Here is a 23,663-nt window from a genome sequence, read left to right as displayed (position 1 = left end):
CCCGCACTGATCGCAACACCGATTCCAGCAGCGCCACGCTTGGTCAAGAGCGAATGGCGAAACCGGCATCTTGAACACGATCCCGTATTCCTTCGGCGATGGAGACGCACCGGGAGCGGGCGATGCCGGCTTTTACGCCGATGCCGGTCATATCGGCAATGGTGATGTCGCGTCCCTTGCCGTTGACCGACGTGGTATGTTCGCCGTTGATCCCGGGGTTTTCCGTCAGATCATATCCGGGCGACAACCGCCATACGTTCCGTGTCCGATTGTAGAGATATGAGAAGTTCTTCGCATGGTCGTCACGGTTTCCGATGAATACGTTGAAGCACATGAGCCGGTACAGCCGCTCGCATTCCTCCGCGCTATCGCAGATGCGCATGGTCAGCCGCATCAGCAGTCCGTAATCCAGATTGGGGATGCGATGCGACGTTTCCAACAGCCCGCCCGCGGAAATCATGTGTACTTTATGCCGGGCACCGTTGGCATCGCGCACGCGGTCGAATCGTCGGGTACCGAAATAGCCCGAACATTGATTCGAGGGGAACAACCGCGTTTCCGGCATGACGATGCCGCAGTCACGAGCCAGTACCGACAGCCGATACTCCTGCTCCCCGATGTTCGCGGAGTCGACAGATGAGGGGAATTTGACGATCCATTCCTCGCCATCGATCTGGGTCAGAATCTTCGGCCGCGCACCACCGGACGATCCACCAAGCGCAAACAACCGATCCAAGTCATCGGAAAAATCGGTCGCCAATAGGTTGGCGCACTCGTTCGCGATATCATCCAAATCAGTGGCGACGATGCCGCTCTCGATATCCGCGGCCGGCTCGTATTCCAAGGCGCCCATACCGCTTGCACCCACGATGGAAAGCCTCGCCAGAGGACCGACGGCATACGGGTCAAGGCCTCGCTGCCGCAGCACGCGATCGGTCAGCAGACGGCCCCATCCGTCCGGCATGCTGTCGTCGAACACGCCGAACAGCCCATGCAACGGGTCTCTTTGAGCGACGAACACCCCTTCTCTCATGGGCAGGCTCAGCGGGCTGATGCTGAATCCACGGGTCAGCCAGGAGCGATCGTATGAGAACGCCAGCGTTCGCGATGGCGAGAGCGTCAGCCAGCCGACGCTCTCGCCATCCAGCAGCACCCGCACACGGTCGATCGATACATCCAATGGCAATGTCTCATCCATCAAGCACCTCTCTTCCGCGCCGCGATGACATCATCGATGGTCTCGTAATACGGTCGAGCAAACAGCGATTCGAAATCCCGTTCACACCCCAACGCGAACGCGATATTGACCAGCGCCGTCAACGAAATCTCATGCCGCTGCTCGAACCGTCTGATCGACCCCAGACTCACGCCGGATTGTACAGCCAGGTCCGTTTGCGACATCTTGTGCTCCTTGCGCCTGGCGACCATGCGCTCGGCAATCGCAGCCGAAACATCCCCCGGCATCGGCTCATCAAGCAACGAAAACATACTAATATATTAGCAATATAAGCCTAAAAACTCAAAAATTACGCATATATTAGTAGTTGTGGCGCGATGGCGCGCGATGGCGACGTACGCGGAGGAAATGCAGACGATGGCCATCACGGTGATCATGGAAACCATGCCGCCGCCGTCCAGCAGCGCGGCCACTTGCGGATCATGCGCATGGTATCCGAACACGAGCAGCCGCAGCAGATCGACCCATCCGACATGCTGCACGCCCATGCACACCGCGATCGAGGCGGCGATGCTGGCCAGCATGAGCAGTCGCACGTCCACGCGCAACAGGGCCAGCACGACGACCAGCAACGCAGGAATCACGGTGAGCCAATGCAGGTCGAACGTCGACGAGAACAACGATCCGATATCGGACACGCCGGTCGCATCAGGTGCGACGGCCACGGCGGCTGCATCGACCGTCGCGCCGGCCGACGTCTCCCCCGCCGACGTCGCGACCACCGCGGCCGCGACGTACACCACGCAGCTCAGCGCGAACGGCACCGCGCCGGTGCGCAGCATACGGGTGATATTGTCGAACAGATTCATGTGCGTGAGCTGTTTGACCAGCAGGGCGCTGGTGGAGACCGGCGAACAACGGTCGCCCACGTAGACGCCGGCGAGGATCGCCCCGCCGAGCATGACCGGATTCGCCTGCATCGTGAGCCCCAAGGACATGCAGATGGTGCCCATCGTGGCCGCACTGGCGAATGACGAGCCGACCAGCATCGACATCGCCGAGCACAGCAGAAACGACAGCGGCAGCACCGTGGCGGCATGGATCACCGCGGCCGCATGAGCCACGATGTACGCGATGGTTCCGCTGGCGCGCCACAGCGAGGTCAGCACGCCGATCAGCACGAACGTCACCATCACCGTGCTCGCGGATCGCACACTGCCAACCGCACGGCCCACCATCACGGTCAACGGGCATCGGTGAACCAGACCATAGCCGACGAACAGCAGTACGCCGACGAGCAACGCGGGAATGATCGACCAGCCGAACGCAACACTGGCGAACAGCACCGCGCCGAACATCAGCATCGTCCCCGCCTCCAGCATGCGACTCCTCCCTTGTTGATGGTGACGGTTTCGTCTCGCGGCCTTGCGGTGCGGGGTCTTGCGATGCGGGCATCGCAGCGACATTCGCAACGTCGTTCGCAGCGCCATCCGCACAGGACGCAACGGCCACTTAGCCTGCACAGACCGCACCAGCCACGATCCACGATAACAGGAACAATACAGACTAAGCTGATATCTATTACGGGGTTTCCACTATGGCGATAGTACGACATACCGCGCACGCGGAAAGAGCATCGCATGAACTTTCTCAGCATCGAATACTTCACCGCTGTGGCCGCGGAGCGCAGCTTCAGCAAGGCGGCGAAACGACTCGGCATCACGCAGCAGACGCTGAGCGCGAACGTCGCCGCGCTGGAGCGCCATCGACGATTTCATCCGCTGCGCACGCGAGGTCATGGCCGACATGACCGGCACGACGCGATAGTTCCCGATCCGCACGGCTGCCTGTAGTCCGGACGCTACCATGGCAGGTATGGACGAACGGGACGCCGGCACACATACGTACGACGGCATGGGGAACGATACGCGGGACGATCCGCGGGACGGCCGATCGGCACGGCCCGTGCACTCCGCACGAACCGGACGACCCACACGATCAGCACAGCACGTGGAGCATGGGTTCGGGCCTGTGTGGGATAAGCGCTCGCGCGTGCTGGTGCTCGGATCGATGCCGAGCCCGAAGTCGCGCGAGGCGGCGTTCTATTACATGCATCCGCGCAACCGGTTCTGGCCGGTGATGGAGGCCGTGTTCGCCGACGCCGGCGATCCGGCGGACCGTGTCGGGGACACGCCGGAGTCCCGCCGCGCATTCGCATTGCGGCATCGCGTCGCGCTATGGGACGTGATCGGTTCGTGCGACATCGTCGGCGCATCCGACGCCAGCATCCGCAACGTCGTGCCGAACGATCCGGCGCCGATGCTGCGCGGCGCGCCGATCACGCTCATCGTCACCACCGGCGCGAAGTCGGGGCAACTGTATCGTCGGCTCATCGCTCCGAAACTGGTCGCGGACGGCATCGACGTTCCCATGGTCCAGCTGCCGTCCACCAGTCCGGCCAACGCGGCCATGCGTCTGCCGGATCTGGTCGGGGCCTATCGCGCGGCGTTCGTGCAGGCGGGGATCGTCCGGCCTGATCGCTGACGGCCGCGTCGGCTACGGCCGCATCGGCGATGGTCGCGCCGGTGACGGCAGCGCGTCGGTGACGGCAGCGCGTCGGCGACGACGGCAGCCGGCGTTCTACAGCCCCGCCGGACGCGGCGCCTCGAGATGTTCGAGCGCGGAGTTCTCGAATTCGCCGGGCTGCGACGGGTTGGGATGCGGACGGTCGTTCATCACGGCGAAGTTGAGGCCGATGAGCACGCCGCCGCCCACGAAGTTGCCGAGCAGGATCACGATGATCGCCGCAATGGCGAGCCACGGGTTGATCACGCCGTGCAGGCCGACGATGAGGAACAGCACGGAGTCCGCGACGGAATGTTCGAAACCGAGGTAGGCGAACACGAACACGGCCACGACCATGATGATGCATTTGGTGAAATCGTTGACGAGCTTGCCGTTGTACACCATGAGCATGCCGATGTTGATGCAGAAGTTGCAGAAGATGGCGCGCACGAACAGGTCGACGATGCCGCCGAAGCCCTGCGTGACGTAACCGGTTTTGGCGAGCGCCGCGTTGGCCATCTGCGTGAAGATCACGCCATCGGTGATGCTGGAGAAGCGCATGAGCACGGCGATGACGAGTCCGCCGATGAGATTGCCGAGCAGGCACAGCGCGAGGATGCGCAGTGAATGCAGCCAGTCGATGCGCTTGTGGTAGACGCCGATCGAGATGATCATCATGTTCGACGTGAGCAGTTCGGAGTTCGTGTAGTAGATGAGCACGAGCGCCCAGCCGAAGGTGAGTGCGGCGATGACCTTGCCGACGAGGGCCATGGCCGGGCCGGTCGCGGCGAACGTGGCGCTGATCGCGAAGAACGCGGTGAAGAAGATGCCGACGAAGAAGCCGGCCATGACGGCGCGCTGCATGTATTTACCGGTGAATTTGCCGGTCATGGTCTCCTTGCTGTCGAGCGCGTCGAGCACGGTGCTGATGAACGTGCGGCCCGGAAACAGCGGGTTCATGCGCGGGGCGGGTGCGGCGGCCACGCCGGCGACGGGTGCGGGCGATGCGAACTGCGCCGCGGACGGCGTTGGAGACGGGGCCGGGGCCGCGGCTGGAGTCGGGGACGCTTCCGAGCCGCCGGAGGGGATGGTGTCGTTGACGAATGATGATATGACGTTCTCTTCCACTCCTATAGTCTGTCAGCCGCTCACGCGTGAAACCGGTAAAACCGATATGACCCGGATCACATTGCCACGATTTGCACCGGCAATGCCGGCGGAATACGTCCGAGCACACCCGTCACGCGCCGAAGTCCTGGTCTCCGGCCGTATCCTCGGCGGCGATGCGATCCTGCATGGCCTTGAGATTGGCGAGCAGCACCTCGTCATAGCCGGTGAGGGCCGAAAATGGCATGAATTGGGCGGCCCGGTTGGCTCGCGGCATGGCGGGGTGCCGCGCGGAGGGATGATAGACGGCGTCGATGATGTCGTCGTAGCGATGCGTGGCGTGTAGTCCCGGCACGGTCGAAACGTCTCGCGTATCCAGCGATGACGACGTGCCCTGCCTATCCGGCACATCCGACGACAGCGGTCGTACCGGCTGAACCGTCCAGGCCGGCTGCGCTCCGGCACGGGAACGGTCGGTCGCATTCGACGTTCCATCTCCCGCACGAATGCCGGATTCCGCTATATTTCCAACGATTCGACGATCACCGAGTATCATCCGCTCAGCATCATGCCGTGATCCGTCGCCGTCTGCCGCAGCACGACCGGCAATCTTGCCATGCTCGTCGTCGGTTGCCGTTCCGGCGGCGTGTCCGCCGATCTGGTTGTTGCGGTCGATGCCGGTGGCGTCCGGCTCGAGATTCATGGCTTTGACGACGGCGTTCTTGCCGAACTTGCGTTTGACGGCGATCAGCGCCTGCTGCACGTCGCGCTCCCGTCGCAGATCCGTACGTCGTGTCTCGCGCCGTTCGTCCGTCTCGTCCACGTCGGCGAACAGGTCCAGCTGTTCCGCCCGGCCGACCGGCATGATCGGCGGCGACGGTGCGGCGACGCGTCCGTCGACGGCACGATCGCCGGCATACGGCCGCAACCGGCCGACGACCACGTTGAGACGACGCACCTTCACCTTCGGATCATGGTCGACGATGCGGTCGTACAGCGCGACCATCGCGTCGGCGATGACCTTCGTCGACGACGTGTACTCCCCCAGCTCGACCGAGCCGTTCGCCGGACGCGGCACCTTCTTGCCGAAACGGTTCGTGGACACCGGCATCGACCCTTCGAATCCGGGCGCGCCCTCGTAGCCGATGTACAGGCCGATCTGACAGGTCTCCTTCCCCTTCTCGACGAGCTCGAGCGAGATCGCGTCGGCCATCTCGCGCACGATGAGCCGCGCCTGATCGCATGAATACGGCTGGTGCAGCACCTGACCGTTGCTCAGCGAGTTCTCGGACGGTCGGTATGCCTGCACATCGGCGATCGTGCACGGTTCGAGCCCCCATGCGTGGTCGATGAGCAGCTCGGCGTTCACGCCGAACATACGGTAGAGCAGTTCGGCGTTGTAGTAGTCGCTGGCACGGCCCAACGAGCAGCGGGCGACGTCGCCCATGGTGAGCAGTCCGGACGATTCGAGGCGCCGCGCATAGCCCCTGCCGACGCGCCAGAAGTCGGTCAACGGACGATGATCCCATAGCAGACGGCGATACGACCGCTCGTCCAGTTCGGCGACGCGCACGCCGTCGCGGTCGGCGGGCATGTGCTTGGCGACGATGTCCATCGCGATTTTGGCAAGGTACATGTTGGAGCCGATGCCCGCGGTCGCGGTGATGCCGGTGCGGCCAAGGATGTCGCGCACGATGGCGCGGGCCAGATCGTGCGGACTCACGCGGTACACGGTCTTGAGATAGTGTGTCACGTCGATGAACACCTCGTCGATCGAGTAGACGTGAATGTCTTCGGGTGCCGCGTATTTGAGATAGATCAAATAGATGTCGCCGCTGGTTTTGAGATAGTACGCCATGCGCGGCTTGGCGGCCCGGTATGCGACCTTGAGCTGCGGGAAGCGCGCCAGCGCGTCCGCATCCGACGACTCCCCCGCGAACCGGTGGCCGGGGATGTGCGCACGCCGCTCTTCGTTGACTCGGTTGAGCCGTTCCTCGACCTCGAACAGGCGCGCGCGGCCGGGGATGCCGTAAGCCTTGAGCGACGGGGAGACGGCGAGGCAGATGGTCTTCTCGGTGCGGCTCACATCGGCCACGACCAGATTGGTTTTCAGAGGGTCCAGACCGCGCGCCGCGCACTCGGCCGAAGCGTAGAACGACTTCAGGTCGATGGCGAGATACGTGTGGTCCGGTGCTGTCATGCACCATATTATCGAACATACGTTCGACAACTGTGGTGATTGTCGCGGTGCGAGACGGACTCGGATTGGCAGGGTTCCATCCTCGCCCGTCGCGCGGGCGACAACGACAAGGTCGACAGTCGCATCAACATCAACGATCAACATCAACGATCAACATAGCGTAGCCTATAGGATACAATAATGGAGATGGAAATCGAGCAATCCGCAGAATATGCCAAGTGGTTCCGCAAAGCTCAAGGATCGACAAGCCAAAGCCGCCATCATGACACGCCTCAACGCCTACAAGGAACAGCAATGACCACTAAATTCACCGACTACGACACCAGCGAATACCTCGACAACGAAGAGGGCAACATCGCCTATCTCAACGCCGTCGCCGAATACAACGACCCAACACTCATGCAGGTCGCCCTCGGCAACGTCGCCAAAGCCCGAGGCATGACACAGATCGCCAAGGAAGCCGGCGTCGGCCGCGAAAGCCTGTACAAGAGTCTCAGCAAGGACGGCAACCCCAGTTTCGCCACCATCCTCAAGGTCATCCACGCCCTCGGCGGACGCATCAGTATCCAAGCCGCCTAAACCTTCCCAAACAGCAGTAAGGCCCCTCCTCTCCATTTCAATCCACTCCCTCCGCAGGCTGCGGCCCTTGCAGACGTTTCAATCCACTCCCTCCGCGGGGAGGGAGACAGTCCGCGGCTGCGCATCGTGGCTATGTGCTGACGATTTCAATCCGCTCCCTCCGCGGGGAGGGAGACCGTTCACGCGTGCGGGCTACTCGTTCACGGGTTGATTTCAATCCGCTCCCTCCGCGAGGAGGGAGACCACAAGGAGTACATGGTCTTCACCGGCAACTCCATTTCAATCCGCCCCTCCGTGAGGAGGGAGACTTGCGCCGTAAAGACGGCACGCCGTACAGCTTCATATTTCAATCCGCTCCCTCCGCGAGGAGGGAGACGCTTGGGTCGCTGCCGGTTTTGACCTCGGCCCAGTTTCAATCCGCTCCCTCCGTGAGGAGGGAGACGGCGTATCGGCGCAACCGTTTCAGGCTCGCCCGCTTATTTCAATCCGCTCCCTCCGTGAGGAGGGAGACGATGCCGCGCAGTGCGCCGCGTTCTCGGGCTCGGAAATTTCAATCCGCTCCCTCCGTGAGGAGGGAGACACGAGTTCCAGTTCTGGGTCTCGTTGCGGATCAGATTTCAATCCGCTCCCTCCGTGAGGAGGGAGACTGGGTAGAGATTTTCAGGCCGCAAGCTCCGCAAATTTCAATCCGTTCCCTCCGCGGGGAGGGAGACCGTAGCTGGTACCCTCGGTGGCTTTGACGATGACATTTCAATCCGTTCCCTCCGTGAGGAGGGAGACCTCAGCCCGTGGAACACTTATGTGTCTTCGGACGGAATTTCAATCCGCTCCCTCCGCGGGGAGGGAGACCAATCAGTCTGTCACGGGCATGTCTTTTAACCAAATTTCAATCCGCTCCCTCCGCGGGGAGGGAGACCGGTGAGAGAGTAGAAGTCGCCGACGCCGTTGATATTTCAATCCGCTCCCTCCGTGAGGAGGGAGACCAAGGAACAAGTCGTTAACACCCAGTCGAAAAGTATTTCAATCCACTCCCTCCGTGAGGAGGGAGACCCCGCCCTTGAACGGTTTAATATGCTCAGCACCACATTTCAATCCGCTCCCTCCGTGAGGAGGGAGACCAGTCCACAACCACGGGCCTATGGACGTACACGCTATTTCAATCCGTTCCCTCCGTGAGGAGGGAGACCACCGACAACGCCGGGCCGACCACCACGGTGGGATTTCAATCCGCTCCCTCCGTGAGGAGGGAGACCGCTCAGGAGAGGGGCGACGCCGCGTTTTCGTAGATATTTCAATCCGCTCCCTCCGTGAGGAGGGAGACCTCCGCCCGCCAATACCACAAGCGAGCCACGGAATTTCAATCCGCTCCCTCCGTGAGGAGGGAGACCGGCTCCATGAGGTCTCACCGTCCGGGTTCTGGTAATTTCAATCCGCTCCCTCCGTGAGGAGGGAGACGAACCCGATCATGCACGTAAGCTGCAAACCGAAGGATTTCAATCCGCTCCCTCCGTGAGGATGGAGACAGAGGAAATTAAGACACATCCACTGACGCTCCTGTATTTCAATCCGCTCCCTCCGTGAGGAGGGAGACAGAGGTACCGGCGTGCGACCTGATGCTTGATAACAATTTCAATCCGCTCCCTCCGTGAGGAGGGAGACCGTCGGCAGTGCGGTGCCGGAGGGTGCGGTGTAATTTCAATCCGCTCCCTCCGTGAGGAGGGAGACAGTTCGTTGCTGACGCGGGTCGTGGTCTGCACCTTATTTCAATCCGCTCCCTCCGTGAGGAGGGAGACTTCCTTGAGACTGGCCGTTGTTGGTGAGCTTGTTCTTTCAATCCGCTCCCTCCGTGAGGAGGGAGACGCACGGATGGAATACTCGCGTATGACCGCACAACATGGTATCAGAACACTTCAATACGAGACGCCCTGATACGATGCCAGAAATCCTATATTCCAAAACTCTATTCACTTATTAAGCAACTGCCCGCGTTCGGGGAACAACCACAAGCAAAAGGCACATACCTTCTGCTCCATCACGGCGCAAACATCCGGCGATTTTCCGTCAGCTCATCCCTCGCACCGCACTACACCACCACGTCACCTCATTCGCTCACCAAGTACCGCAGCAATACCCACCTATATCAACCTATATCATCATCGCATCATCAACTGGCATATGCCGCTGCAGACCTACATGCTCTATCCGAGTTGAATCCTTCGTTCCTAAACTGTAGAACCGTAGACTGTCACATTCAAGATCAACGATGTCATCCAGCTCATACCGCAGTAGCAGATAATCCGAAAGCGACGCCAAAAACACACCGTTCTGTACTCGCTGCCCATATGTCAGTGAATCATCGCATCGGCTGGCTGGACACCCAGACACGTCCGGTCAGCCGATGCGACGGCTCATAGCTCGTGATCGACCATTTCGCTTACGGTTACGGAATCCGGGATGACGGCACGGTCCACAGTAACCGCATAATCTCCGAAGCTGCGAGCGACATCCACTCCGTCCCGTTTACGTACATCGATGCTGTCGAACAGTTTCCACGAAGGCGCATCGCCGAGAGCGCTGGAATGCTTGAACACGTACAGTTTGCGCACTGCCATGTTACCGCGCGATGCGGAACGGTCGAATTCGAACATGTTCAGGATCGCCTGCCAGAGCATGTCGAGGTCCTCATCGCTGAACCCGGTGACGTTCTGCGCAAGTTTGGCGGAAATATAGCCATTCATACGGTACAAACCGTAAGGGATGATGTACTTGTTGCCCATCGTGTTGTTCTTTTCCGCGGCATCCGCTTCCGTGGTCACGGCGACGCGGGTGATGGAGATTTCCTGTACGGAGACGGGATCGATGGATCGCGCGAATCCCAGCTGCACAGGTCCACGCACTTGGCCGCATGCCAGACTGCCCTTGACGAACGTGGTCATCACGGCGCCGAACGTGCGGATGTCGAAGAAATTGGCACACATGTAGTCGCGCAGGCGACGGTCCAACTCGGGATCGTCTTTCTTCAGTGCCTTGATCTCCTTGGCGAAATCCTTATCCTCGGGACGAGCGTCGATATGCACGGCCTCCAGCGCTTCGCTGTCGAGCCGATTCAGCGTCCTGCGATTCTGGATGTAGATACGCCACGGGACTTCCTCTCCCATGGCCGTCTGCACATAGTCGCGGATCTTGCGTTTCACACAGACGTCGGTCACCAGTCCATTGCCGGTTTCGACGTCGACGCGCGGCATGTTGCCCGAGTCGGGGTCGCCGTTCGGATTGCCGTTCTCCACGTCGAAGAGAATGGTGAAATCATAACGGTTTTCGATGGGGGTACGGTCAGTCATTGTCTGCTCCTTGTACGTCGTTGTCTTCATTACGGGTTTTGTTGAATCGCTGCTGGTTCTCGTGATAGTAACCGAGCTGGAACGCTCCGCGCTCTTCGAGGGAAAGCCTTGACGGATAACGATCGCCCACTTTATCGGTCAATTCGCCCAGTGCCTTCTCCAGTTTGACCTTGTAGCCTTTCGACTGCCAGGTTTTGCGCATGTGCTTCGCCGCAAGATCGCCGAGGATCGGAAATATGCGGGCCGGCGTCGCGGCCGCACTGGTGAAGTACTTGTCCTTGATCGTCGTATTGATGTTGGGGATCGCGGCCCGCTGGATCTGCTCGTACACGGAGAACAGACGTCCGAGCACATATGGCACGTAATCACTGTCTTCTTTGATGTCCACCTGCAGTACCTCCTTGAATTGCTCGTTGGTTGTTTTTCGTAGGTAATATGCCTTGATGATCGCCGCCTTGTCGGGTGAAACGTCGTGTTCGGCGTTGATGCGTATTTCCACGGCGTTGATCAGGCTCGTCGGATATGGCGTGCCGTTGAGGATTGCTTTCATAACCGATCCGGCCATTTCCGACGATACTTTGGCGTTCTTGCTCTGCGGTCTGATGGTCTGGTTCAGCAACCGCCATGTGGACATGAACGTCGTCGTGTCGTATTTGGGACGTCGTATCTCAAGATCCCGATAGTGCCGTTCGATGTTGCGTGCAAACGCACCGAACGTATTAGTCAGGTAGAAGCGGACCGACAATCTCGCCGAGTTGGGGGACAACGCCAAAACGTGGAACTCTTCGTCGGGGGCAAGGTGAATGCCGTCGAAATCGTACGGGCGCCCTTGCGCGAGGGATTTCGTCGCGGCCTTAACTGTCGTCTCCTCCAGACCACCGGAGGACTGCTCGGTTTGCCCGTTGATCCGCCACCGGTTGAAGACCGTTCCTCCGAATACGTCGGCATATGCGGGTTCGCCGCAGCGAGCCCAAGATACGACGGTATCATCGCCGATGCGCTGCACCCGGTCACGATCTGCGAGCAACGTGTTGAGCGTTGTCGTATATTCGTATGCCTCCCGTTTGCTCATCGAAGCATTCTCGTTCTGTTCAAGACCGTACGAGCAGAACGCGGGCGCGTTGAACGAGATCAGCGAAGCGCCCGACGATTGCGCGCCTGTGACTCCTTTGATTTTAGGATGGATTTTCGCCGGGACCACCGGCTCGCCGGAGACTAGACTGCACGACAGCGCATCGTCGCCATCGGCGTCTTCCCGATCGTAATACGCGTTCCACGCCTCCTGTACGGCAATGCAATCGTCGATGAACACGACATGTTCTCCATCGTCATATTGCAGAACGAAATTCATCGTCACGGCGGATTCCCATGCCTTGTCCCCCATCAGCCGCCGAGCGGTTCCCCATTGGGGCTCCTGTGAGAAGAACGCAAGCACGGCCGCGGCCGACGGATCGGCGACGTCGCCCAGTATGCGACGATGCAGTTCAGCGCATGCCCGAAACGCCTGTTTCGCGCGCTCGGGTTTGCCTTTGGCGTCGAATCCGAGCATGTACGCCACGGTATCGCACAGAAAATTCGCTGCGATGCCGGACGATCGGGTGACACGGGTGGGAACGGGGATGATATTGCTTTCCACAGTTACTCCCCATGCATGGGAGAACGGATTGAGACGAACAAGTCCCGCGCTCAGGCACCGTACAGTCTCCCTCCTCGCGGAGGGGGCGGATTGAAATTTACTAGCTTTTATCTAGCACGCCAGAGCACCCGGCGTGCCCGGCTATCGCATGAAGCCGAGCACGCCGATTTTCTCACACAAAGATGCCGTCAGCCGATGCGCCGTCCATCCGCAGCCCGAGTCGCGACGAATACAAACTCATGTCCCGCAGAATGTAGCAGTTCTCTTCGGTATCACCGTCTCGCCCCACCGGCAGCACCGCTCCCATCGACAGCAGCTTTTCGAGGTGCTGCGGCCATACGTTGACCGCGTACTTTCCCAACTTGCGGAACAACGTGCGGTCGATGTCCCCACGCTCCAGCTGCGCGCACAACCTTGCCCCTTCATCGGACGTTGCGTCCGTCAACGGGATATATACCGGTACGGTCGGAGTTTCGATAAGTCTGAACAGCTCGGCAATACGTTCAAACGGCATCCCCCTGTCATGCCCATGCAAAGCGAGAATCCCGTGCTTGTCCAGCGCGTCATTGCCAGTAGGCCCAGTCTTGCCCCCGCTCAGCATGTTGAGCAGTTCACCAAAGTACAGACGAATCGCCTCACTTGACATCAGATCAACCTGCCGATCCGCCACTGTATGGTACGCCGTAATGTTCTGTTCCAGATACGGCGCATGGCCGCCCTCGGTGGAGAACACGTAGACCATGCTCTCGTCGGCGGCACGCTTGCCTTCGCGGTTGCATCGCCCGGCGGTCTGAACGATCGAATCCAACCCCGTCTTCTCCCGGTACGCCACCGGAAAATCAACGTCCACGCCCGCTTCGATCAGCGAAGTGGATACCACGCGGCATGTCTCCCCGGCAGCAAGACGGTCGCGAATCGTCGCAAGCAGCCGCTTGCGGTCTGCTGCGCACTGCAGTGTCGTCAGGCAGAACGTGCCTTCCATGTCTCCGTTCTGAGCAAGCCGACCATATAGATACTGGGCTTTCTTGCGAGTGTTCACTACGCAGAGCACCTGTCGATGGTCATCCAGACGCTCCGCAAGCGCATCCAATCCTATATCTCCAATGCGTTCGATCGTCACGCGGCGGAACGCATCACGATCGGCATTGGAAAACGGCGATATCTCAGGAATGTGAGCGTCTTCATCGGCGAACGACTGGTCGAACAGCGGCTTGAGTTCGGGCTGCGTGGCCGTGCACAGCACCGCCGTGGAACCGTATCGTTCCACAAGTTCCGCGATGGCCTTGACGCATGGCCGTAGATAAGGCACAGGCAGCGTCTGTGCTTCGTCGAACACGATGACCGACTTTGCGACGTTATGCAGTTTGCGGCAACGTGACGTCTTGTTCGAATACAGGCTCTCGAAGAACTGTACGGCCGTGGTGACGACGATCGGCGCGTTCCAGTTCTCCGCCGCGAGCGCACGCTTGAGATCGGTTTCGTCCATGTCGGACTCGTCCTTGAGCTGGTACGGCGCTTCCGCGTAATGCGGCAGCACGGCATCCGAGCCGAAGATCTCCTCGAACTTGCCGACGGTCTGGTCGATGATCGAGGTGTATGGGATCACATAGATGACCCGTTGCAGTCCGTGCGTACGCGCGTGTTCGAGCGCGAATGTGATCGAAGCGATGGTTTTGCCGCTGCCGGTGGGAGCAGTGAGCGTATACAGGCCAGGTTTGTATGACTCGTCCTGTCCCCGTTTCAGGCATTGTGCAAGCAGTTCGCAGCGTTTGACGTCGAGTGACGTCTTATTCGGATTCGCAAGATACCGTTGCGCCACGTTTTCCACGATGCCGGCCAGTCGTTCCATGTTGGCGTTGCCGTCTGCGTCGCATATGTCGGCTACGGCCGATGCCGCTTCACGCAATACGTTCCACAACGGGGTTTGCTCCCCTGCCAACGCATCCGGGCCAAGGCGTTTCTTGAGTTGTTCCAAAAGCCGATGCTCGGCACGATCTGTTCGATTCGACGTGAAGAATTCCGCATCGAGCCGATCACCGTCCACCAAGGCAGACAACAGCATGCGGGTCAGCATCATGCCGGAGTAACATGCAGCGTTCCTCATGCACGTCGACTGCGACGATCCCCTCGGATCGACGGCAATCCCTTCTTGAAATGCCGACTGCGGTATTTCGATCTGATGCTGTCCCGCCCCGGCCAACGCAAGAGGCCCATGATTCCCTGCAGAGAAAGCCTTGTTCATACGCGCACTGAAAGTGGAGCCTTCCAGTTCCCTTCCGCTTCCCACATCAGCCAATCCGGCATGATGACCAGCAACGGCCAAAGCCGCCATGGAACGGCCGTACTGCACCAGCATCTGCGCGCCTGCCGTGGAATGGTCGACCCTGCCGGAATGTTCGGGATCACGAATTCTGTTTTGGAAGGCTCGCGAATATTTTCCGAAATCATGAAACACACCGGCCAACAGACCATCTTCGAGGTGTCCGAATCGCCGCGCGAATCCACCGGAGAGGCACCCCGCCATACACAGATGTTCCACGCAGGTCTCGTATCCATGATCGCTGGTACGCGCGTAGAACGGGCCGGAAGAACATGCGTGAACGTCGTTCTCCTGCGGTTGGCTGCCGGTTTTCCTCATCAATGACTCCTTTGTCTTGGACCGAGCGGATTCACTCTGCACATATACGAGTTCTATCCCTTACCGCCAGCATAGGGCGTGCCAGTCACACCACTACAACATTGGGGGCAAGCCGTCATATCCGGCTTGCCCCCAGACCTGATCAGAGCACGTTATGTGCGCCGATCACATCACGCCTTAACGACGCTCACGCCCAGCTCCTTGGCGTCCGCATCGGCGACGATCTCGACGCCGCCTTCGGCGAGGGTCTCGTGCGCGATGAGGTCGCGGAACTGTTCGAGCTTCGGCGCATCGGCGGCCGGCGCGGTCAGCGTGAGGCTGATGCGGTCGGCGATGTCGAGGCCGGCGTCCTTACGGGCGTCCTGCACGGCGCGGATCGCGTCGCGCGCGTAGCCTTCGGCGATCAGATCGTCGGTCAACGCGGTGTCGAGGATCACGAAGCCGCCGGTCGGGAGGGCTGCGGACACGGACGTCGCGGCTTCCGCGGCGTTCTCCTCCTCCACGCGGTTGATCAGCTCGTACTCGCCTTCGACGAGCGCGACCTCACCGTTCGGGGTCTCAACGACCGGGGCGCCGGTGGCGGCATCGACATGCCATGCACCGGTCTTGGACGCCTTGATCGCGAACTGGACCTGCTTGCCGAGGCGCGGACCGGCCGCACGCGCATTGACGCGCAGCTGGTGCACGATCTTGAGGCCCTTCGTACCGGCGTCCTCCATCGTGCAGAACTCGATGTCCTTCACGTTGAGCTCGGACTTGAGCACTTCGGCGTACGCCTCGACGTCGGCCACGTCCTCGACCACGACGGTGAGCTTGGCGAGCGGCTGACGCACGCGGATCTGCTCGGCCTTGCGCAGCGAGAGCGTGCCCGAGACGACCTCGCGCACCTTCTCCATCGCGTTGACCAGCTTCGCGTCGTCGGCCAGCACGCGGCCCAGCTCCGTAGCCTCACCAGTCTCCTCGGAAACAAGGAACGGCCAGTCGGCCAGATGCACGGATTCACCGCCGGTGAGTCCGCGCCACACGGATTCGGCCTCCATCGGGGCGAGCGGCGCGAGCACGCGCATGAACACCTCAAGCACGGTGTACAGCGTGTTGAACGCGTTCGCATCCTCGTTCCAGAAGCGGTCGCGGGTGTTGCGGATGTACCAGTTGGTGAGCACGTCGATGAAGTCGGCGGCCGCGTCGCAGGCGTCGGAGATCGCGAACGCGTCGAGCGACTTCTGCACCTTCTCGACCAGTCGGCGCGTGCGGGCCAGCAGGTAGCGATCCATCTCCGGCAAGGCCTCGACCTCGTCCGCACGCAGGGCGCGCGCGTCGAAGCCGGCGCCCTTGTTGGCGGCGTTGGCGTACAGCGTGAAGAAGTAGTAGGAGCTCCACACCGGCAGCATGACCTGACGGACCGTGTCGCGGATGCCCTCGGCGGTGACGATCAGGTTGCCGCCGCGCAGGATCGGCGAGGACATGAGGAACCAACGCATCGCGTCGGAACCGTACTTGTCGAACACGCCGTTGACGTCCGGGTAGTTCCTGAGGTGCTTCGACATCTTCTGACCGTCGGAGCCGAGCACGATGCCGTGGCAGATCACGTTCTTGAACGCCGGACGGTCGAACAGCGCGGTCGCCATGACGTGCAGCAGATAGAACCAGCCGCGGGTCTGACCGATGTATTCGACGATGTAGTCGGCCGGGAAGTGCTGCTCGAACTTCTCCTTGTTCTCGAACGGGTAGTGGAACTGCGCGAACGACATGGAGCCGGATTCGAACCAGCAGTCGAGCACGTCGGTGATGCGGTGCATGTGCGACTTGCCGGTCGGATCGTCCGGGTTGACGCGGGTCAGGTTGTCGATCCACGGACGGTGCATGTTGATGTTGCCGTCCTTGTCGCGCGGGTAGTCGCCGAAGTCGTTCTTCAGCTCCTCGAGCGAACCGTACACGTCGACGCGCGGGTACTTCGGGTCGTCGCTCACCCACACCGGGATCGGCGAGCCCCAGAAACGGTTGCGGGAGATCGACCAGTCGCGCGCGTTGGCGAGCCACTTGCCGAACTGGCCGTCCTTGACGTTCTCCGGGATCCAGTTGATCTGCTGGTTGAGCTCCAGCAGACGCGGCTTGATCTTGGTGACGGAGACGAACCAGGAGGACACCGGCTTGTAGATCAGCGGCGTGGCACAGCGCCAGCAGTGCGGGTAGGAGTGCACGTAGCTCTTCTCCTGGAAGAGGATCGCGCGATGCTCTTCGGGGATCGACGCGAGCGGACCGTCGCCGGCGCGCAGGTTGCGCAGGATCGGCAGGTTCGCGTCGAACACGAACAGGCCCTCATAATCCGGGCACTGCGAGGTGAAGTTGCAGCCGTTGTCGAGCACGTCAGTGCTCTTGATGCCGTGCGCGTTGAGGGTGTTCATATCGTCTTCGCCGTAAGGTGCCTGATGCACGAGGCCGGTACCTTCGACGGTGTCGACGTAATCCGCGGTGAAGATCGTGTAGCCGTTCGGGCCGGGCACGTTGCCTTCGCTTTCGGCCTTCTCGCCCGCGAAGTACGGGAAGACGGGCCAGTAGCGGCGGCCGGCCAGTTCGGAGCCCTTGAGCTCACGCACGACCTTGTAGTCTTCGCCGAGTTCCTTGGTGTAGTGCGGCAGCAGGTCCTTGCCGAGGTAGAACTTCTTGCCGGCGAACTTGCCTTCGGTCGGCTCGACCTCGACGTAGTCGATGTCCGCGCCGGCGACGATCGCGGAGTTGGTGGGCACGGTCCACGGCGTGGTGGTCCAGAAGACGGCGTAGGCGTCCTCGTCGCGCATCTTGACGGCAACAGAAACAGTGGTGTCCTGGCGATCCTGATACACGTCCGCGTCCATGCGCAGCTCGTGCGCGGAAAGCGGCGTCTGATCCTTCGGGCAGTACGGCAGCACGCGGTAGCCCTGGTAGGCGAGACCCTTCTCGTACAGCTGCTTGAACGCCCACATCACGGACTCCATGTACGGGATGTTGAGCGTCTTGTAGCCGTGCTCGAAGTCGACCCAGCGGGCCTGACGGTGCACGTAATCCTGCCATTCGTGCGTGTACTTCAAAACGCTCGCGCGGCAGGCGTCGTTGAACTTGTCAATGCCCATCTCTTCGATCTGCGCGACCGAATCGATACCCAGCTCCTTCTGCGCCTCGAGCTCAGCGGGCAGGCCGTGCGTGTCCCAACCGAACACACGGTTGACCTTGTGGCCCTTCATGGTCTGGTAACGCGGGATCACGTCCTTCGCGTAGCCGGTCAGCAGGTGGCCGTAGTGCGGCAGGCCGTTGGCGAACGGCGGGCCGTCGAAGAACACGAACTCGTTCTGGCTGTGGTCGCCGGAGGGGCGGCGTTCGACCGACTTCTGGAACGTGTCGTCCTTGTCCCAATAGTCGAGGACGGTCTCCTCCATGTTCGGGAAGCTCGGGTTCGGCGCGACGGTTGCGGTTTCGCCACCCTCGTTCGCCTTGGGATACACATGATTGGTGGTTTCGCTCACCATGGTTCTCCTCGTCAATGTGTTGCTCTGTCCTACAGGACTGACGATTGACGTGCCATGCGCGAGCCTCGCGGCCGGGCATGACGATCAGTGTCATTCCTGCCTACGAGGACGATGACTGACTGCTCTCGACCTTACGGACGACGGCCTGCCACCGCGGTACCACCTCGCTTGTCGCCGCCCGCCCGGGAAGTCCGTGCGAAGACGACCGCTTGAGTTTCGGCTGTCTCGGGCCGATCCCGTCGGTTCTACTGAGCGCAGGCCGTGCCGGCTCGCACTGTTCTTCCGAAGGCTCCCCGCTGATAACGGATCACTGCCCTACAACGCCGCTCAGCATAGCACGACGTCTTCCCCGGTTCCCGGGACCGCCGCATGGGCGATTCCGGGAACCGGAGGACCGCTATTTCAGATCGTCCCAGCAGCCGGTCGCCTCGAGCGCGGCCACCGTGGCGGCCGTGTCGTCGGTGAGCACGGTGATGTGGCCCATCTTGCGGTTATGGCGCAACTGCGCCTTGCCGTAGTCGTGCACGTTCCATTCGGGGTGCGTGGCGATCTGCGCGCGGGTCGGCAGCACGTGCTGGCCGAGCACGTTGACCATGACGGCCGGGCTCAGCAGCTTGGGCTGGATGAGCGGCCAGCCGGCGATGCCGCGGATGTGCGCGTCGAACTGGTCGATCGAGCACGCTTCGATCGTGTAGTGGCCGGAGTTGTGCGGACGCGGCGCGAGCTCGTTGACGATCACCCGGTTGTCCTTGGTGACGAACAGCTCGATGGCGAGCGTGCCCGCCAGTTCGAAGCCCTTCGCCAGACGCAGCGCGAGCTCGTGCGCGGCCTTGGCGATCTCGGGGCTGACCTCGGCCGGTGCGATCGTCATGTGCAGGATGTTGTTGCGGTGATCGTTGCGCACGATCGGGAACGTGACGTACTGCTCGCCGTTGCCGGACACGAGGATGCTCGCCTCGAACGCGAAGTCGACGAATCCTTCGAGGATGGACGGCGGGAAGCCGCCGCCGCGGTCGCCGCGCGCACGGATCTTCTCAAGGTCGGCGTCGTTCCTCAGCACGTGCTGGCCGTGGCCGTCGTAGCCGCCGGAACGGGTCTTGAGCACGCACGGATAGTGCAGCTCGTCGATCGCGGCCTCGAGCTCGTCGAAGTCGTTGACCTCGCGCCACGGCGCGGTTTCGGTGCCGTGCTCGTTGATGAACGTCTTCTCGTGCACACGATCCTGCGTGACGCGCAGCAGGTCGGTGCCCTGCGGCGCGGCGACGAGATGGCGCACCTCGTCGATCGCCTCGGCGTCGACGTTCTCGAACTCGTAGGTGAGCACGTCGGACTTTTCGGCCAGATCGTGAATGGCGGTCTTGTCGTCGTATTCGCCGACGATCTGGAAGTCGGCCACCTGCGCGGTCGGACAGTCGGGGGTCGGGTCGAGCACGCCGATGCGGAAGCCCATGTACTTGGCGCTCAGAGCCATCATGCGGCCGAGCTGGCCGCCGCCGATGATGCCGATCGTGGCCCCCGGCTGCAGCATCTTGACCGCGCCGTGCGTTTCCTCAGACAAGCTGGGCATTGGATTCAGCCACCTTTTCCTTGAGTCCGTCACGATATTCCTGCAGCGCATTCGCGAGCCGCTCGTCGTTGGTGGAGAGGATCTGCACCGCGAGCAGGCCGGCATTGGTCGCGCCCGAGTTGCCGACCGCCGTGGTGGCGACCGGGATGCCGCCGGGCATCTGCACGATGGACAGCAGCGAGTCCCAGCCGGAGAGGGCGTGGGAGCGCACCGGAACGCCGATGACCGGCAGCGTGGTCTGGGCTGCGACCATGCCGGGCAGGTGGGCCGCACCGCCGGCGCCGGCGATGATAACCTTGAAGCCGTTGCCGCGCGCGTTGTGCGCGAATTCGCCCATGAGTTCGGGCGTACGGTGGGCGGAGATGACCTGCTTGTGATAGGGCACGCCGAACTGGTCGAGGATGTCGCATGCGTGCTTCATCGTCTCCCAATCGCTCGCCGATCCCATGATGACTGCCACTTCGGGCTTGCCGTCTGCCATAAGAACCTCCGAAAGCGGAAAAAACACAATAAGTACGTTCCAACTGTACGCAGGGCGGGCTACAGGACCGCGGACCGGCGACTGCAGCCGGCGAAGCGGGCGGACCGGCCGGCCGCCGCAGCGGGGATGGCGTTCTTGGCGACCGGTTCGCATGTCGCGTCGGGGCGGCGTGGGCCAGGTCAGTCGAGACCGGCGCGGTCATCGGCGATGCCGAGCATGTCGCGCAGCCAGTCGAGTTCCGCGGCATGGATGGCGGTGTGCACTGAGATGAGTCCGCGACGGTACGGATCGTCGATCCGCTCGGCCGGCAGCGGGTGGCCGGCGTCGCAGTAGAAATAGTGGACGTCGCCGCGCGACAGATAGTCGTATCGCCGGCGCAGCACCGCGTCGCGATCGGCCTTGTCCGGCACGACGGACAGGAACGTGAGCACGACGGTCCATCGCGTGAAGTCGGTGAGATTGAACCCGCTGGTGTTCTTCAGTTCGTCGATCAGCCTGTCGCGACCGGCGTCGAGCAGCGTGAACAACCGACGCTGCCGTCCGTCGCGGATCTCCGATTCCTCGGAGATCAGGCCGGCCTCGACGAGACGACCGGTCGCCGGGTAGATCGCGCCGTCGCTAAATCTACGGGCATATCCCTGCAGCTGTTCCATCTTCTTGCGCAACTCGTAGCCGCACATGGAACGCTCGGACAGGAATCCCAGAATCATCATCTCGATCAGGCTCATGCGGTTCAGTATATATCGTTTCGACATATATCATGACGGCATTCGCCCACGGCGTCACACGGTGCCACACAGCGCCACCGGAGAACGCGACCGACGCACTCGAGCGCGACCGCATATGCCCGCATCCGAGCCGAGCATGGCAAAGGCCCCGTCGGATCCGCGATCAAGCGAACCCGACGGGGCCTTGCCGTCAGTCAATACCGTTGCGGTCAGCGCCGGCCATGCGACTCACACCGACCGGATGGCCGGGGAACGGAACGCGAACGCTCAGTCCTCGTCCTCCGGGTCGTAGTCGACGCCGGTCTCGGCGCGCTGCTCGTCCGTGATCGGAGCCGGGGCGCCGGTCAGCGGGTCGCGGCCGCCGCCCGCCTTCGGGAAGGCGATGACGTCGCGGATCGTGTCCGCGCCGGCCAGGATCGAGACGGTGCGGTCCCAGCCGAGCGCGATGCCCGCGTGCGGCGGGGCGCCGAACTTGAACGCGTCGAGCAGGAAGCCGAACTTCTCCTTGGCCTCGTCCGGGCCGATGCCGAGGACATTGAGGACACGGTCCTGAATGTCGTCGCGGTGGATACGCACCGAGCCGCCGCCCATCTCCTCGCCGTTGCAGACGATGTCGTAGGAGTCGGACATGGCGTGCTCCGGATCCTGGTCGAACTTGTCGATCCAGTCCTTGCTCGGCATGGTGAACGGGTGGTGCATGGAGGTCCACTTGGAGTGACCGACCGCCACGTCATCGTCGTCCGGATCGTCGGTCGGCTTGAACAGCGGGAAGTCAACGACCCACGTGAAGGCGAACTTCTTCGGGTCGAGCAGACCCTCGCGGCGGGCAAGCTCGACGCGCACGGCGCCGAGCAGCAGCTGCGAGGACTCGCGGGAGCCGGCGGCGAAGAACACCGCGTCGCCCGGCTCGGCGCCGACGGCCTCACGCAGGCCCGCGCGCTCCTCGTCGGACAGGTTCTTGGCGACGGGGCCCTTGAGCTCCCCGTCCTCGGCGAAGACCACGTACGCGAGGCCCTTGGCGCCGCGCTGCTTGGCCCACTCCTGCCACGCGTCGAACTGGCGGCGCGGGGTGGCGGCGCCGCCCTTGAAGACGACGGCGCCCACATACGGGGCCTGGAAGACACGGAACGGCGTGTTCTTGAAGTAGTCGGTGAGCTCCACCAGCGGGTTGCCGAAGCGCAGATCCGGCTTGTCGGAGCCGTACTTGTCCATGGCCTCCTGCCAGGAGATGCGCGGCAGCGGCAGCTGAACGTCGTAGCCGGCGACCTTCCAGATGGCGGCGATGACCTTCTCGGCCATGGCCATCACGTCCTCCTGGTCCACGAAGCTCATCTCCATGTCGAGCTGGGTGAACTCGGGCTGGCGGTCGGCGCGGAAGTCCTCGTCGCGGTAGCAGCGGGCGAGCTGGTAGTAGCGCTCGACGCCGGAGACCATGAGCAGCTGCTTGAGGAGCTGCGGGGACTGCGGCAGCGCGTACCACGAGCCCGGCACCAGACGGGCCGGCACGAGGAAGTCGCGGGCGCCTTCCGGCGTGGACTTGATGAACGTCGGGGTCTCGACCTCGGTGAAGTCCATCTCCTCGAGCGCGTGGCGGGCGGCCTTAGCCATGTCGGAGCGCAGCTTGAGGTTGTGCTGCATGGACGGACGGCGCAGATCGAGGTAACGGTACTTGAGACGCACGTCCTCGCCCGGAAGCTTGTTCTCGGACTCGTTCTCGAGCGCGGTGGACACCTGGAACGGCAGGGCGTCGGACTTGGCGAGAATCTCGATGGACTCGGCCACGACCTCGATCTTGCCGGTGGCCAGATGCGTGTTCTCGTTGCCGTCCGGGCGCAGACGGACCTCGCCGGTGACCTGGATGACGAACTCGGAACGCAGCGGACGGGCCATCTCCTCGTCGTAGATCACGACCTGCACCAGACCGGTGTTGTCGCGCAGATCGATGAAGGCCACGCCGCCGTGGTCACGACGACGGTCGACCCAACCGGCGAGGGTCACCTTCTGGCCGACGAGCGCCTCGGTGACGTCGGTTGCATGATGTGTTCTGTAAGCCGTCTGGCTCATGCTTCCTCTACTCCTTTGATTTCCACGGTTTGCCGGGCAACCAGCGTATCCGGTTCCCAAGACTGTGCGTCGGCCTG

At 61.9% G+C, this 23,663-nt stretch carries 15 protein-coding genes, 2 pseudogenes and 1 CRISPR repeat array; of the genes and pseudogenes, 3 read left to right on the top strand and 14 right to left on the bottom strand.

The window, feature by feature from the left end:
• Window positions 1–43: 43 nt before the first annotated feature.
• From JS533_RS08750 to JS533_RS08740, 3 genes are read right to left on the bottom strand one after another with little or no spacing between them, the layout of a single operon-like run.
• Complete coding sequence (locus tag JS533_RS08750) at window positions 44–1,198, bottom strand: type II toxin-antitoxin system HipA family toxin (protein ID WP_241514039.1); 1,155 nt, start codon at window positions 1,196–1,198, stop codon at window positions 44–46.
• Entirely contained in the window at window positions 1,198–1,488 is a 291-nt protein-coding gene (locus JS533_RS08745) for a helix-turn-helix domain-containing protein (RefSeq protein ID WP_241514038.1), read from the bottom strand. The genes JS533_RS08750 and JS533_RS08745 overlap by 1 nt, the downstream gene beginning before the upstream one ends.
• A gap of 9 nt (window positions 1,489–1,497) precedes the next feature.
• Window positions 1,498–2,559, bottom strand: a complete 1,062-nt coding sequence (locus JS533_RS08740) for a Na+/H+ antiporter NhaC family protein (protein ID WP_241514037.1) — start codon at window positions 2,557–2,559, stop codon at window positions 1,498–1,500.
• Between the two features lie 258 nt (window positions 2,560–2,817).
• On the opposite strand from JS533_RS08740, the pseudogene JS533_RS08735 reads away from it, so the two are divergent.
• Together JS533_RS08735 and JS533_RS08730 are read left to right on the top strand one after the other, a co-directional pair.
• Window positions 2,818–2,940: pseudogene (locus JS533_RS08735) on the top strand (LysR family transcriptional regulator); the annotation flags it as partial.
• A gap of 268 nt (window positions 2,941–3,208) precedes the next feature.
• Window positions 3,209–3,721, top strand: a complete 513-nt coding sequence (locus JS533_RS08730; protein WP_241514036.1) for a DNA-deoxyinosine glycosylase — start codon at window positions 3,209–3,211, stop codon at window positions 3,719–3,721.
• A 96-nt stretch (window positions 3,722–3,817) separates the two neighbouring features.
• Here the strand turns inward: JS533_RS08730 and JS533_RS08725 are convergent, their stop codons facing one another.
• On the bottom strand, window positions 3,818–4,870 hold the full coding sequence (locus JS533_RS08725; protein ID WP_241514035.1) for a formate/nitrite transporter family protein: 1,053 nt from the start codon (window positions 4,868–4,870) through the stop codon (window positions 3,818–3,820).
• A gap of 619 nt (window positions 4,871–5,489) precedes the next feature.
• A pseudogene (locus JS533_RS08715) lies at window positions 5,490–7,049 on the bottom strand (Y-family DNA polymerase); the annotation flags it as partial.
• Window positions 7,050–7,343: 294 nt separating this feature from the next.
• Here JS533_RS08715 and JS533_RS08710 point away from each other — a divergent pair.
• Entirely contained in the window at window positions 7,344–7,628 is a 285-nt protein-coding gene (locus JS533_RS08710; protein ID WP_241514034.1) for an addiction module antidote protein, read from the top strand.
• Window positions 7,629–7,970: 342 nt separating this feature from the next.
• A CRISPR array of direct repeats spans window positions 7,971–9,488; the repeat unit is 33 nt; unit sequence ATTTCAATCCGCTCCCTCCGTGAGGAGGGAGAC.
• Window positions 9,489–9,773: 285 nt separating this feature from the next.
• On the opposite strand, the gene JS533_RS08705 is transcribed toward JS533_RS08710, so the two are convergent.
• From JS533_RS08705 to aspS, 9 genes are all read right to left on the bottom strand, one after another.
• Complete coding sequence (locus JS533_RS08705) at window positions 9,774–10,013, bottom strand: CRISPR-associated endonuclease Cas2 (protein ID WP_338024177.1); 240 nt, start codon at window positions 10,011–10,013, stop codon at window positions 9,774–9,776.
• A gap of 23 nt (window positions 10,014–10,036) precedes the next feature.
• Window positions 10,037–10,969 carry a type I-C CRISPR-associated protein Cas7/Csd2 gene (gene cas7c / locus JS533_RS08700; RefSeq protein WP_241514032.1) on the bottom strand — a complete coding sequence of 311 codons (933 nt, stop codon included), beginning with the start codon at window positions 10,967–10,969 and terminating at the stop codon, window positions 10,037–10,039.
• Complete coding sequence (cas8c, locus tag JS533_RS08695; RefSeq protein WP_274619222.1) at window positions 10,962–12,659, bottom strand: type I-C CRISPR-associated protein Cas8c/Csd1; 1,698 nt, start codon at window positions 12,657–12,659, stop codon at window positions 10,962–10,964. Before cas8c ends, cas7c begins: the two co-directional genes overlap by 8 nt.
• 118 nt (window positions 12,660–12,777) lie before the next feature.
• Window positions 12,778–15,243, bottom strand: coding sequence for a CRISPR-associated helicase Cas3' (gene cas3 / locus JS533_RS08690; protein WP_241514030.1), 2,466 nt, complete (start codon window positions 15,241–15,243; stop codon window positions 12,778–12,780).
• Between the two features lie 170 nt (window positions 15,244–15,413).
• A complete protein-coding gene (gene ileS / locus JS533_RS08685) occupies window positions 15,414–18,743 on the bottom strand; it encodes a mupirocin-resistant isoleucine--tRNA ligase (RefSeq protein ID WP_338024178.1) in 3,330 nt (1,109 codons plus the stop codon).
• Window positions 18,744–19,143: 400 nt separating this feature from the next.
• Window positions 19,144–20,313 (bottom strand): 5-(carboxyamino)imidazole ribonucleotide synthase, encoded by a 1,170-nt coding sequence (purK, locus tag JS533_RS08680; protein ID WP_241514028.1) that lies wholly within the window; start codon window positions 20,311–20,313, stop codon window positions 19,144–19,146.
• Complete coding sequence (gene purE / locus JS533_RS08675; RefSeq protein WP_219057668.1) at window positions 20,297–20,794, bottom strand: 5-(carboxyamino)imidazole ribonucleotide mutase; 498 nt, start codon at window positions 20,792–20,794, stop codon at window positions 20,297–20,299. The genes purK and purE overlap by 17 nt, the downstream gene beginning before the upstream one ends.
• Before the next feature lie 179 nt (window positions 20,795–20,973).
• Complete coding sequence (locus JS533_RS08670) at window positions 20,974–21,522, bottom strand: PadR family transcriptional regulator (protein WP_241514027.1); 549 nt, start codon at window positions 21,520–21,522, stop codon at window positions 20,974–20,976.
• Window positions 21,523–21,789: 267 nt separating this feature from the next.
• A complete protein-coding gene (aspS, locus tag JS533_RS08665) occupies window positions 21,790–23,586 on the bottom strand; it encodes an aspartate--tRNA ligase (RefSeq protein ID WP_241514026.1) in 1,797 nt (598 codons plus the stop codon).
• Window positions 23,587–23,663 lie beyond the last annotated feature (77 nt).

The organism is Bifidobacterium amazonense, assembly GCF_018555435.2.
Taxonomy (GTDB): Bacteria; Actinomycetota; Actinomycetes; order Actinomycetales; family Bifidobacteriaceae; genus Bifidobacterium; species Bifidobacterium amazonense.
The sequence above is the reverse complement of the archived record's forward strand: the minus strand, read 5'-3'. Positions and strand labels throughout refer to the sequence as shown.

Coding starts and splice junctions, on each gene's coding strand:
- purE (WP_219057668.1), bottom strand. CDS start 20,794: ATGGCAGACGGCAAGCCCGAAGTGGCAGTCATCATGGGATCGGCGAGC.
- JS533_RS08670 (WP_241514027.1), bottom strand. CDS start 21,522: ATGAGCCTGATCGAGATGATGATTCTGGGATTCCTGTCCGAGCGTTCC.
- JS533_RS08740 (WP_241514037.1), bottom strand. CDS start 2,559: ATGCTGGAGGCGGGGACGATGCTGATGTTCGGCGCGGTGCTGTTCGCC.
- cas3 (WP_241514030.1), bottom strand. CDS start 15,243: ATGAGGAAAACCGGCAGCCAACCGCAGGAGAACGACGTTCACGCATGT.
- aspS (WP_241514026.1), bottom strand. CDS start 23,586: ATGAGCCAGACGGCTTACAGAACACATCATGCAACCGACGTCACCGAG.
- JS533_RS08710 (WP_241514034.1), top strand. CDS start 7,344: ATGACCACTAAATTCACCGACTACGACACCAGCGAATACCTCGACAAC.
- JS533_RS08750 (WP_241514039.1), bottom strand. CDS start 1,198: ATGGATGAGACATTGCCATTGGATGTATCGATCGACCGTGTGCGGGTG.
- purK (WP_241514028.1), bottom strand. CDS start 20,313: ATGCCCAGCTTGTCTGAGGAAACGCACGGCGCGGTCAAGATGCTGCAG.
- JS533_RS08745 (WP_241514038.1), bottom strand. CDS start 1,488: ATGTTTTCGTTGCTTGATGAGCCGATGCCGGGGGATGTTTCGGCTGCG.
- cas7c (WP_241514032.1), bottom strand. CDS start 10,969: ATGACTGACCGTACCCCCATCGAAAACCGTTATGATTTCACCATTCTC.